General features: G+C 63.0%; 11 protein-coding genes, 1 tRNA gene and 1 pseudogene. 6 read left to right on the top strand and 7 right to left on the bottom strand.

The features are described from left to right. Positions 1-2: 2 nt before the first annotated feature. The 3 genes from ACDI39_RS01500 (at position 3) to ACDI39_RS01490 (ending at position 3,362) form a co-directional block, all read left to right on the top strand. On the top strand, positions 3-1,148 hold the full coding sequence (locus ACDI39_RS01500; protein ID WP_225790674.1) for an acyl-CoA dehydrogenase family protein: 1,146 nt from the start codon (positions 3-5) through the stop codon (positions 1,146-1,148). Between the two features lie 103 nt (positions 1,149-1,251). Then, the gene (locus ACDI39_RS01495) at positions 1,252-2,658 is read left to right on the top strand and encodes a purine-cytosine permease family protein (protein ID WP_486537334.1); all 1,407 of its coding nucleotides are present in this window, start codon (positions 1,252-1,254) and stop codon (positions 2,656-2,658) included. A 74-nt stretch (positions 2,659-2,732) separates the two neighbouring features. Beyond that, positions 2,733-3,362: a TetR/AcrR family transcriptional regulator gene (locus ACDI39_RS01490; protein ID WP_225790672.1), complete on the top strand. Its 630-nt coding sequence runs from the start codon at positions 2,733-2,735 to the stop codon at positions 3,360-3,362. Here the strand turns inward: ACDI39_RS01490 and ACDI39_RS01485 are convergent. The 4 genes and pseudogenes from ACDI39_RS01485 to hpaR form a co-directional block, all read right to left on the bottom strand. Then, positions 3,316-3,459: a hypothetical protein gene (locus ACDI39_RS01485; RefSeq protein ID WP_225790671.1), complete on the bottom strand. Its 144-nt coding sequence runs from the start codon at positions 3,457-3,459 to the stop codon at positions 3,316-3,318. The genes ACDI39_RS01490 and ACDI39_RS01485 overlap by 47 nt on opposite strands. Before the next feature lie 91 nt (positions 3,460-3,550). Further along, entirely contained in the window at positions 3,551-4,777 is a 1,227-nt protein-coding gene (locus ACDI39_RS01480) for an NADH:flavin oxidoreductase/NADH oxidase family protein (protein WP_225790670.1), read from the bottom strand. A 364-nt stretch (positions 4,778-5,141) separates the two neighbouring features. Further along, positions 5,142-5,285, bottom strand: a pseudogene (locus tag ACDI39_RS01475) (helix-turn-helix domain-containing protein); the annotation flags it as partial. Positions 5,286-5,520: 235 nt separating this feature from the next. Next, on the bottom strand, positions 5,521-5,943 hold the full coding sequence (hpaR, locus tag ACDI39_RS01470; RefSeq protein WP_225790669.1) for a homoprotocatechuate degradation operon regulator HpaR: 423 nt from the start codon (positions 5,941-5,943) through the stop codon (positions 5,521-5,523). A gap of 298 nt (positions 5,944-6,241) precedes the next feature. Between hpaR and ACDI39_RS01465 the strand changes: the two genes are divergently transcribed. Both ACDI39_RS01465 and ACDI39_RS01460 read left to right on the top strand, forming a co-directional pair. Next, positions 6,242-7,450 carry an OprD family porin gene (locus tag ACDI39_RS01465; RefSeq protein ID WP_225790668.1) on the top strand — a complete coding sequence of 403 codons (1,209 nt, stop codon included), beginning with the start codon at positions 6,242-6,244 and terminating at the stop codon, positions 7,448-7,450. 93 nt (positions 7,451-7,543) lie between these two features. Then, on the top strand, positions 7,544-8,524 hold the full coding sequence (locus tag ACDI39_RS01460) for an MBL fold metallo-hydrolase (protein ID WP_253103288.1): 981 nt from the start codon (positions 7,544-7,546) through the stop codon (positions 8,522-8,524). A gap of 246 nt (positions 8,525-8,770) precedes the next feature. Here ACDI39_RS01460 and ACDI39_RS01455 read toward each other — a convergent pair. Beyond that, positions 8,771-8,847 (bottom strand) — tRNA-Val (locus ACDI39_RS01455). Positions 8,848-8,980: 133 nt separating this feature from the next. Next, positions 8,981-9,565: a fumarylacetoacetate hydrolase family protein gene (locus tag ACDI39_RS01450; RefSeq protein ID WP_486537330.1), complete on the bottom strand. Its 585-nt coding sequence runs from the start codon at positions 9,563-9,565 to the stop codon at positions 8,981-8,983. 53 nt (positions 9,566-9,618) lie between these two features. On the opposite strand from ACDI39_RS01450, the gene ACDI39_RS01445 reads away from it, so the two are divergent. Beyond that, a complete protein-coding gene (locus ACDI39_RS01445; RefSeq protein WP_410045037.1) occupies positions 9,619-10,083 on the top strand; it encodes an FCD domain-containing protein in 465 nt (154 codons plus the stop codon). Positions 10,084-10,228: 145 nt separating this feature from the next. On the opposite strand, the gene ACDI39_RS01440 is transcribed toward ACDI39_RS01445, so the two are convergent. Further along, positions 10,229-11,557 carry an MFS transporter gene (locus tag ACDI39_RS01440; protein WP_225790663.1) on the bottom strand — a complete coding sequence of 443 codons (1,329 nt, stop codon included), beginning with the start codon at positions 11,555-11,557 and terminating at the stop codon, positions 10,229-10,231. Positions 11,558-11,889: the final 332 nt, after the last annotated feature.

Raw genomic sequence — 11,889 nt, 5'->3', positions numbered from 1 at the left:
AGATGAACTTCGAACTGGACGCCGCGGAGCTCGCGGTCATCGAATCTGCCGAGCGTGTCGCCCGCGAGGTGCTGCAGGTCAACGCCCAAGGCTACGACGAGGCCGAGGCCTTCTGCGCCGGTAGCCTCAAGGCCCTGGGCGAGCTGGGCTTCATGGGTATCAACCTGCCCGAGGCCTACGGCGGCCTGGGCATCGGCAGCCTGACGATGAGCCGTGTGGTGGAGGCGGTGGCGGCCGCCTGCGCCTCCACCGCCTCGGCGCTGACCGCGCACTTCCTGGCCACCGACTCCATCCTCATCGGTGGGAGCGAACCGCAGCGCCAGGCCTGGCTGCCCCGCGCCGCCACCGGCGAGCTGCTCGGCGCCTTCGGCCTGACCGAACCTGCCGCCGGCTCCAACCCAGCCGACATGCGCACCCGCGCTATCCAGGAAAACGACGGCTGGCGCATCCGGGGCAGCAAGCACTACATCACCAATGCCCGCGAAGCCGACTTCATCGTGCTCTACGCCAAGACCGACGCCGACGCAGGCCACCACGGCATCAGCGCCTTCCTCATCCCCAAGGGCACCGAGGGCATCACCTTCTCCAGCCCGGAGAAGACCATGGGCCTGCGCGGCAGCACCATCTACGAGCTGGCCCTGGATTGCTGGCTGCCCGCCTCGGCCCTGCTGGGCGAGCAGGGCCAGGGCTTCAAGACCGCGATGGAAGTGCTGGACCGCGGCCGGGTGGAAGTGGCGGCGATGTCCCTGGGCATCGCCCGCGCAGCCCTGGAGTACAGCCTCGGCTGGGCCCGGGAACGGCAGATCGGCCCCAAGCCCCTGGCCGCCTACCAGGGCACCCAGTGGCGCCTGGCGGACATGCACACGCAACTGCAAGCGGCGCGCCTGCTGACCATGCAGGCCGCGGCTCGGCGCGACTCGGGCGAGCGTTTCAGCCTGGAGTCGGCCACCGCCAAGCTGTTCGCCGCCGAGGCCGCCGGCTTCATCACCGATGCCGCCCTGCAACTGCATGGCGGCTATGGCTACATCCGCGACCTGCCTCTGGAGCGCTTCGTGCGCGATGCGCGCATCCTGCGCATTTTCGAAGGCACCTCCGAGGTACAGAAGATCATCATCTCCCGCGCCGTACTGGACGCTGCCCGCAGTTGAGGCGACCGGCCTGGGCGGTAGTGGCCGCCCGGGTCTGCAGGGCATCCGTTGCATAACAACAATAGAGGCGCCATGGCCAATGGCGCCGCAGGAGAAAACCCTCATGTCTGGCAAGTCCCTCATTGAAACGCGCTCTATCGACTACATCCCCGAGAGCGAACGGCACGGCCGCCTCTTCAGCCAGTTCACCCTGTGGTTCGGCGCCAACCTGCAGATCACCGCCATCGTCACCGGCGCCCTGGCGGTGGTGCTGGGCGGCGATGTGTTCTGGTCATTGATCGGCCTTTTGATCGGTCAGGTGTTCGGCGGCATCGTCATGGCCCTGCACGGCGCCCAGGGGCCGCGCCTGGGGCTGCCGCAGATGATTTCCAGCCGGGTGCAGTTCGGCGTGTTCGGGGCCGTGATCCCCCTGGTACTGGTCTGCATCATGTACATCGGTTTCAACGCCACCGGCACGGTACTGGCCGGCCAGGCCATCGGTCGCATGGCCAACGTCAGCGACACGGCGGGCATCCTCGTCTTCGCCGCCGTGATCGTGGTGCTGACGGTCTGCGGCTACCGGGTGATCCACCTGTTGGGACGGGTCGCCAGCGTGCTCGGCCTGGTGGCCTTCGCCTACCTGTTCGTGCGCCTGCTGTCGGTGAGTGACATCGTCACCTTGCTCGACAACCGCCACTTCAGCTGGAGTACCTTCCTCCTGGCCATTTCGCTGTCGGCCTCCTGGCAGATCGCCTTCGGCCCCTACGTCGCCGACTACTCGCGCTACCTGCCGAGCGCGACCTCCCCATTGCGTACCTTCCTGGCCGTCGGCCTGGGTTCGGTGGTGGGCTCGCAAACCTCCATGATGCTCGGTGTATTCGCAGCCGCGCTGGCGGGCGATGCCTTCTCCGGTCATGAGGTGAGCTACATCGTTGGCCTGGGCGCCAGTGGCGTGATGGCGAGCCTGCTGTTCTTCAGCGTGGCCTTCGGCAAGGTGACCATCGCCACCTTGAACGCCTACGGCAGCTTCATGTGCATCGCCACCATCGTCAGCGCGTTCCGCAGCCGCTTTACCGTCTCCCACGGCCAGCGCCTGCTGTTCGTCCTGTGCATCGTCGGTGTCTCCACCAGCCTGGCGCTGGTCGGCCAGCACGCCTTCCTCAGCGCGTTCAAGTCGTTCCTGCTGTTCCTGCTGGCGTTCTTCACCCCCTGGAGCGCCATCAACCTGGTGGACTACTACTTCATCACCAAGGAGCGCTACGACATCCCCGCCCTGGGCGACCCGGATGGCCGCTACGGCCGCTGGAACTGGGTGGGTATCGGCACCTATGCATTCGGCGTGGCGGTGCAGATGCCTTTCATCGCCACTGGCTTCTACACCGGCCCACTGGTGCAGCACCTGGGTGATACCGATATCTCCTGGCTGGTGGGCCTGATCCTGCCGGCGCTGGTCTATTACCCGCTCGCCCGGCAATGGGCCCGGCGCCGGCCGCATTCGCATGGCCAGGACCTGGGCCAGCAACGCTGCTAGCGAACACGGCTTGTCGCCCCGCCGGGGCGGCAAGCCCGATCCCTGCCCCTTTCGACGACACACTCCAAGCCCCCATGAACAGCCGCTCAAGATTCGCCCAGCCGACCGGCACGCAGGAACGCCTGCACCTGGCGGCCGTGGACCTGTTCACCGAACAGGGTTACCAGAACACCAGCCTGCGCGACCTGGCCGCCCACCTGGGCATCGGCGCGGGATCACTGTACTACCACATCGAAAGCAAGCAGGCCCTGCTCTTCGACCTGATCGAGGAGTGCATGAGCGACCTGCTCGGCCTTACCCGGGCAAGGTTGAAGAACGTCCAGGGCATGCGCCCCCGCCTGCGTGCCTTCGTCGGCGCCTTCGTCGAGTTCCAGCTCGGCGAGCGCAAACGGTTGCAGCTCATGCTGCGGGAGCGGCGCAACCTGACGGCCGAGCAGCGTCGCCTGCTCGGCGCTCTGCATCATGAATACACGCAGTGCCTGGCCGCCATCATCGGCCCTGTCACGATCCACGGGAGCCTTGAAGGCCCACGGATGAAGTGCTTCACCCGCGGGGTCATCGGCATGCTGGAAAGCCTTCCCGACGTCGAGGACATCGAACCGCCCCAGCAGGTCACCGAACAACTCACCGCGATGATCCTCGGCGCCGCCGCGAGCATCAGCTCAATGGGTGGCGATGCCAGTACTCGCGCAGGTGCTCGATGAACGCATTGATCTTGTTCGTCGCACGCCGGGTACTCGGGTAGACCGCCAAGCCGGTCTCGGCCACGCTGGCACCGGTGCTGGTCGCAGGTTCTGGCATGCCATGCCCGAGTGCATTCGCGGTCCGGCAGAGCGAGGCGTAGGGTGTGCAGCCGAGACTCGTGAGTACCCCTCCCTGGGGATCAAGCCGGCTATCGACCAGCCATGCGCCGACGGTACTGCCGGGTACGCAAGGCGTTGGCCAACTGCTGCACCACCAGGGCCCACCAAGGTGCCACCTGTGGATTGGGTGCCTTGTTCTCGCTCAGCCTGCGCAGCTGGAACTTCACCACCGCCATGTTGCCCAGCGAGGCGAGGGCTTTGTTCTTCCATCGGATCGGCGGGAGCTGGGGCACGGTGTCCTTGCCCTCCTGCCAGCGCCGAGGCAAGGCGGGATCGATCGCCAGGGCCGTACCGATCCCGACCATCTGCACCCCACTCTCGATCACCTGCTCGGCTATCGAGCGTCGACGAATACCGCCGGTCACCATCACCGGCATCTTCGCCACCGCTCGAATGTCGCGGGCGAACTCCAGGAAATAAGCCTCCCGCGCCAATGTCCGGCCATCCCGGGCTTCGCCCTGCATCGCCGGTGCCTCGTAGCTGCCGCCGGAAATCTCCACCAGGTCGACCTCGAGCGCATTGAGCAGGCGCACCACCTGCTTGGCCTCGTCGGCACTGAAGCCGCCACGCTGGAAGTCAGCCGAGTTGAGTTTGACGGCCACGGCGAACCCGGGCGAGACGACCGCCCGCACCGCCTTGACGATGTCCAGCAACAGGCGCGCGCGGTTTTCCAGGGAACCGCCCCACTGGTCCGTCCGCCGGTTGCTCAGTGGCGAGAGAAACTGGCTGAGCAGATACCCATGCGCGGCATGGATCTGCACACCGGTAAAACCGGCCTGCTCGCCCAGCCGCGCCGTATTGGCGAAACGGCGGATGACCTCGTCGATGAGCTCCGGCGTCATGGCCTGCGCCGTGGCGAAATGCCTGGACATGCTGCCCAGCGCCAAAGGTACCGCGGAGGGCGCCCAGGTCTTCTGCCCCAGGTTGGCCTGCATCTGCCGACCGGGATGATTGATCTGCAACCAGAACTGCGCGCCCTGCGAGCGCCCGATCCTCGCCCATTGGCGGAACGTGTCGAGGTGCCGCTCATCCTCCAGCACCACGCCCCCAGGGCCGGTCATTGCACGGTTATCGACCATGACATTGCCAGTGATGATGAGCCCGGCTCCACCGTCCGCCCAGGCCTGGTAGAGACGCATCAGCCGGGCCGAGGGCGCGTGGTCGGCATCGGCCATGTTTTCTTCCATGGCGGCCTTGGCAATGCGGTTCGCAAGGGTCGAACCATTGGGGAGGGTCAGGGGGCTGAACACGTTCATCGGGAGTACCTCAAGGTGATCGTGTTCGGACAGTAGCCTTAAAGTTAACTTTAATGTCAATGCCTTGACTGCAGGGCAGTCGGTCGACTCGCAAACGACTTGGCCAGGACGGCGAATGGCGGGACCTTCCGGCCACGCGTGTTTCGCCGGCCAAGACTACGGCGTTCATCCAGTACGAATACGCCAACCATGATTTACGCCTGCAAGCCATGCGGCTCGAGAGCTACGACGCCGGCTTCAAGGTGGGCGTGCCTTCAGGTCTTCCAGGCCCGGTAGGCACGCCGTGGACCCATGCCAGTCAGTCATCATTTTGGGGTTGCCTTGCAGCCCCAAGGGGCGTAGGTAGCCCTTGCGATATACCTGACAGCGGCGTATTGATGAACGCTTCCAGTTGCTGGATACGGTGGGTGACCACGGATCGAGTAACACCGAGCTGCTGTGCGGCGCGAGCGAAGTTCCCGGTTTCGGCGACCCGGACGAACGCCTCGATGCTTAACAGGCGATCCATAGCGGCTCCCTATTCTTGTAGTTATTGATAACACCGCCCCGACAGAACGTGGAGCATGTTCCCGAGGCCAGGCGCGTATAGGCTGTACCGAGGGCTGTTCAGCACAGGCTAGGCGAGTTGGGCGGACTTGATTGGCGTTTTCCTAGCTGAGGGCTAACTGAAGAGAGCGGCCCAAAGTGCCCTAGCCAAAAAATAGTACATCAAGACTTGAACAGGCCCCTTCGCAACCAGGCCCTCAAGGCTTGATGCGCTTCAACTCCTCCAGCAAACCCAGCAACTGTTGCATTTTTTCCTCTCCGAACTGCTCCTGGATGCGCTGATAGTTGCGTTCCATGCCTTCGCTCATGGATACGAAACACTGCTGCCCTTTCTCCGTCAGGGTCACCAGCAGCCGGCGCTGGTCCTGCGATGACTTCCAACGCCGCACGAGGCCTTCGCGCTCCAGCCTGGCCAGCACACCCGTCATGCTCGGTTTGAGGATGCACGCCTGGTGCGCCAGTTGATGACTTTCCAGTTCGCCCTGCAACCGCAGGATGCGAATCACCCGCCATTGCTGTTCGGTCAGGTCGTGCTCGTTGAGCAAGGGGCGAAAGAACGCCATCGCCGCCTCGCGGGCTTGCAACAGGGTCAGGGTCAGGGACGGTCTGGGGTCGGCCATTGACTTCACACGTAAAAGGGAAAGCCCGCAGATTAGAGTCGTCGGCAGGGGTACGCAAGTATCCAACGGGCCGAACACACCATTAATTTATTAATAAAAAAACGAAATCGCACTGAGGGCTTCGCGCACGAGCGGCTCTTTCATTGGGAATTCACAAAAAAATCTTCACAAAAATTAAGATAATATGTTAACAATTTAACAACGAGGCGAACCTCATCGACACCTACAAGAACAAAAAAGGAATCACTCATGCCCCCCCTACTGCCTGCGCGCAGCAGCAACGAACGGCTTGTGCATCATGCTTGCCCCGTTGAGCGCCCATGCCGATTTCGTCCGCGACAGCAAAGCCAGCCTGGAGCTGCGCAACGTCTACATCAATCGCGACTACCACCAGGCCAATGCCCCACAAAACCTGTCCGAGGAATGGGCCCAGGGTTTTGTCCTGCGTATGGCGTCTGGCTACACCGAGGGGCTGATTGGCGTGGGGGTCGACGCCTTGGGCAAACTCGGCGTCAAGCTCGACGCCAGCCGCGATCGGCGGGGTACTGGCCTGCTGCCCTATGGCACCAGCCAGGAGCCGGTGGATGACTACAGCAACCTGGGGCTGACCGCAAAACTGCGCGTGTCCAGGACCGTGCTGAAGGTCGGCACCTTGCAACCCCTGCTGCCCGTGGTCAGCTACAACGATGGCCGCCTGCTGCCTTCGACCTATTCCGGCGCCCTGCTCACCTCGCACGACATCGAAGGCCTTATCCTGAACGCAGGCCGGTTGAAAGAAGAGAACCTGCGCGACGCCTCCAGCAACGACCCTATCGGCTATGCCGGCGTCGAGAGCGACCACCTGGATCTTGCCGGTGGCACCTATGCGGTCAGCCCACAGTTGGCCGCCACCTATTACGTCGCGCAGATGGCGGACATCTACCGCCAGCACTTCGTTGGCCTGGTGCATGACCTGCCGCTGGGCGAAGGCATGAACTTGCGCAGCGACCTGCGTTACTTCGACACCCAAGAGCAAGGCGACAAGGCCCTGCGCGCGCCCACCCGCGTGGACGGCGGCAAGATCGACAATCGCTTTTTCAACGGCATGCTGACCCTGACCGTGGGTGCGCAGAAATTCGCCGTCGGCTACCAGAACCTGTCAGGCGACGGCGACTTCCCGTTTCCCGGTCGCGATCCCTACTCGATCAACCTGGTGACCGCCAGCGTGTTCAACAAGGCCGAAACCGACGCCTGGCAGGTGCGCTACGACTACAACTTCGCAGCCATGGGCATCCCCGGCCTTACGTTCATGACCCGTTATGTCGATGGCCGCCACGTCAACACGGCAACCGTGAAACACGGCCGCGAATGGGAGCGCGACACCGACCTGGTCTACACCGTGCAAAGCGGGCCGCTGAAGAACGTCAACCTGCGGCTGCGCAATTCGAGTTTCCGCTCCAGCAGCGGCCTGACCAACGACTTCGACGAAAGCCGCGTGATCATCGGCTACAGCCTGGCACTGTGGTAAATGGCTTGACGATAGTTAATATATTAACCATAACGCGACCGGCTCGGCCGCACGCCCCACCCCACTTGTTTCCAACAATAAGAGAACCCACTCATGGCATTCACCCTACGCTCCGCCCTGTCCACCCTGCCCCGCGCCGTGGCGCTGGCCACCGCCTTGTCGTTCGCCAGCGGTGCAGCCCTGGCAGCGCCCCAGCCAGACGCCCAGCCCCCCAAGGTGCGCCTGATTCTGCTGGGCACCAAGGGCGGGCCGTCGATGCTCGCCACCGAGAAGCTGCCGCAATCCACCGCGCTGGTCGTGGATGACGATGTCTACCTGCTCGATGCCGGTTACGGCGCCAGCCTGCGGCTGGTCCAGGCCAAGCTTCCACTGGCCAAGCTCAAGGGCGTGTTCATCACCCACCTGCACAGCGACCACATCGTCGACTACCCGGCGGTGTTGATGAACAGCTGGGCCAGCGGCCTGAAAACCCCGGTCGCTGTCTATGGGCCGCCGGGCACCACCGAGATGACCCGCCATGTGTGGGAGACCTTCGCCATCGACATCGGCCTGCGTATCAAGGACGAGGGCAAGCCCGACCCACGCCCACTGGTCACCGCCCACGACATCGACCAGGGCGTGGTCTTCCAGGACGACCGCCTGAAAGTCAGCGCCTTGCGCGTGCCGCACCCACCGTTCGCCGATGGCGAGGCCTTCGCCTACAAGTTCGAGGTGGGCGGCAAGACCATCGTGCTGTCGGGTGACTTGAACTACTTCCCACCCCTGGCCGATTTCTCGCGCAATGCCGATGTGCTGATCAATGAAGTGGTGCATGTCCAGGCGGTCGATCGCCTGGCTGCGCGCATCGGCAATGGCAAGACCTTGGCCAAGGCGATCATCAGCCACCACGTCACCGCCGAGGACGTTGGCCGCGTCGCCGCCGCAGCCAAGGTGAAAACCCTGGTCCTGAGCCACTTCGTGCCGGCTGACGACCCGAGCATCACCGATGCCGACTGGCGCGCCGCCGTGGGCACGACCTTCAAGGGACCGATCATCGTCGGCCATGACGGCATGGAAATCCCGTTGAACGACTGACCGCCAAGCCCCGGCTGCCGCAACGGCGTGCCGGGTGCTTTCCTGTTGTCGGGGTAGCGGCTGAAGCTGGCCGAGCGTGCAGGGTCAAGGGCTTGCTTACATGCCTGCGCCAGGTTGAATTGCAGCATTTGCTGGATGGCCTCGGTACGACCGGACCATCTCTAGGTGGGGGCAAAAGTTTTGCACAGCAAAAAGGGCGACCCTCTCGGATCGCCCTTCTCGTGCCCGGAAACCGGGACTTTTGTTTGGTAGGCACAATTGGACTCGAACCAACGACCCCCACCATGTCAAGGTGGTGCTCTAACCAACTGAGCTATGTGCCTGTCGTGTGGCGCGCATATTAAGGGGGATTCAAAAGGCTGTAAAGCTTTTTTTTCAAAAAAATCAAAAACTTTGCGCAGGTCCTTGCAGCCCATCGCCGGCAAGCCGGCTCCCACAGGGTGCCCCCCCTGAAGTTCAGCGCCATCCCTGTAGATGCTGCTTCAGGCAGCATCCTCGACCTGCGGGCGCCCTACCCGGTCCGACCGCCCGGGCAACTGCCCAGGCCAATGGCCGACATGACTCGTCGAAGTTCTTGTCCACCGTCCACTGCGGCGACTTGAACTGGTACTCGCGCACCGAGCCTTCGTTGAACAACGCGTAGCCGGCCATGTGCTCCAGGGCCTTGTCCTTGGCGATGTGGCGGCCGCCGCTCTTGAGTACCACGGCCATCTCGCCTTTGTAGTCCAGGGTGTCGGAGATACGTGGGCGGATCAGCGGCTTGTTGTGCACCGTCAGGCTGCTGTTGAAGCGCGGGAACAGGGTCGGGTAGTCCGGCTGGGCGTAGGGCGATTCCTTGGTGTGGTCGGCGTAGTTCAGGCCGACGCAGATGATCTTGTCCGGCTTGCTCATCAGCGGCAGATAGTCCTGCTCGCCGAGCTCGACCAGCGGCCCCTGGGCCTGGGCACCGTAGGTCGCCAGGTCGACGCCGCGCTCGAGCAGCGACTCCAGCGTCTGTTCCCCAAGAACCTTGACACCCTCGGTGGTGCGAACGCCCAGCACGGGGCGTGCCTTGGAGAGTGAAGCGAACGTAGCGCATGGGAAGACCTCTTGTTGTGGTTCGTAACCCTGCGGAGGAAATCCGCGACATCACCCGCACCCGCCTGCTCATCGAATGCCAGGCCTTGGCCGAATCGATCCGCAATGGCGATCTGGAATGGGAAAGCCAGCTGATCGCCGCCCATCACCGGCTCGATCGCCTGCCCATCGTCGAAGGCTCGGAGCGGCTCATGAAGCCGGAATGGGAAAACGCCCACGAAGTCTTCCACCAGGCGCTGATCGCCAATTGCCGCTCCCCCTGGCTGTTGCGCCTGTCGCGCCTGCTGCGCGACCAGACCGCGCGCTACCGGATGCTCTCGCTGCACTACACCGACGGCGCCACGCGCGATGTGCCCGGCGAGCACCGGGCCATCCTCGAAGCCGCGCTGGCGCGAGATGTCGACAAGGCCTGCGCGCTGCTCCAGGAGCACTACGAGACCACCACACGCAACGTGCTCGCCCATGAGGCGCTCAAGCGCTGAGCCCGCCGTAGTCGAGCCTGGGGCCGCTTCGCGCCTCGTCGCCGGCAAGCCGACCCACAAAAGAATCGTAACGCGTTGATTTAGCTGGGACCTGTGGGGGAGCAGGCTCCAGCTAAATCAATAGGCTCACTCGTAACCTGTCGCCTCAGGCGGCGCTCGCCGTTGCCAGGTCAAGCGAACGCGTTTCCGGGGCCATCTTCCAGGTAAAGAACAGGCCCACCATGGAGATGCCGAAGGCCACGATCATGGTATTGGCGATACCGATCGAAGACAGGGACATCGGTACCAGGTAGGTACCAATCGCCGCACCGATACGCGACAGGGAGGTCGCGAGGCCGACGGCCGAACCCCGTACTTCAGTAGGGAAAAGCTCGTTTGGATAAACGTACTGGAGTACCTGCGCACCACCGATGAACAGCGCGTAGCTGCCAAACAGCGCGAGGGTCAACAGGCCGGCGGCGTCTGGATACAGGCCAAGCAACAGCAGCGCCAGGCCGGACCACAGGAAACTGTGGATGAGCATGTTGCGCCGGCCCAATGGGTTGATCAGCTTCACACCGAGCAGGCAGCCAAGGACGAAGATGATGGTGATGGCGACAGCCCCCCAGGCTGCCAAATCACCGGTCAGCCCCATGGCCGAGAGGATCTTCGGTGCGAAGGCATAAATGGCGAACTGCGGAATGATCGAGCAGGTCCAGAAGATGCTGACGAAGAAGATGCGCTTGCCATAGTGGGAATGGAACAGCGACCAGACCGATACCCGGCGCTCGGCCACAGGCTCGGGCAGGTCGGCGATCGAGAAGGCGTCGCCATAGACTTTCTTGATCACCTGATCCGCTTCGGCAGTACGGCCTTTGCTCAGCAGCCAACGGGCGGACTCCGGCGTGCCGGCACGCATGATCAGGAACAGCACCGCCGGCACCACCGCGCTGGCCAATGCCCAGCGCCAGGCTTCAGGGCCCATGCTGCGCAAGATGAGCTCGCCAGCCACATAGGCGACCGCCGCCCCGACGAACCACATCATCACCAGGCTGGCGAGGATGGAGCCGCGCTGTTTCCTGGGCAGGAACTCAGCCAGCAGCGAGGTGGCCAGGGGATGGTCGGCGCCAATCGCGATACCCAGCAACAGGCGCAGCGTGATCAGTGCGGCCGCGGAGGTGACCCAGAACTGCCCGAGTGAGAACACCGCAAGCGCGACCAACACGAGTACGTAAAGCGTTTTCCTGCCGAGTTTGTCGGTGAACAGGCCGCCGACGAAGCCGCCGAAGAACATGCCGATGAGCGATGCCGCCGCGACCATGCCTTCTTCGAAGACGGTGAGCTGCAGCGATTGGCTGAGCTGGACAAGTACTACGCCAATGATGCTGAGGATATAACCGTCCAGGAACGGAGCACCTGAGGAATAAACGGCCAGTTTCTTGTGGAAACTGTTAAGGGGGGCATCTTCTAATGAAATCTTATGATTATTGGTCATGTCTTGCTGCCTCGGTTTCTTCTCGCTGCTGAACTACACTTCACGCATGACACATGGCGTCGTACGCTAGTGAATAATGTTGTTATTGTTAGAGACTGCCGTATCGTGCCGCTCACCTTCGTGAGGGCCTCAAACTAATTACCCGGCCGAAGCCAGGCACTCCCTGGCCGCCAGCCAAACAATCTGGAAGTGCCTTGATTATTCCGTTCACCACAACGTTCAATCATGTGTACCCGTTGACTTGAAGTTCACCGGGCACTTCGCCACATGACAGCTTCAGATTAAGCTCGCATGAATATAAGAAATAGAAGGATTACCTCAAAGAATGCGAG

Source organism: Pseudomonas sp. Tun-23181, from assembly GCF_057415455.1.
The sequence above is the reverse complement of the archived record's forward strand: the minus strand, read 5'-3'. Positions and strand labels throughout refer to the sequence as shown.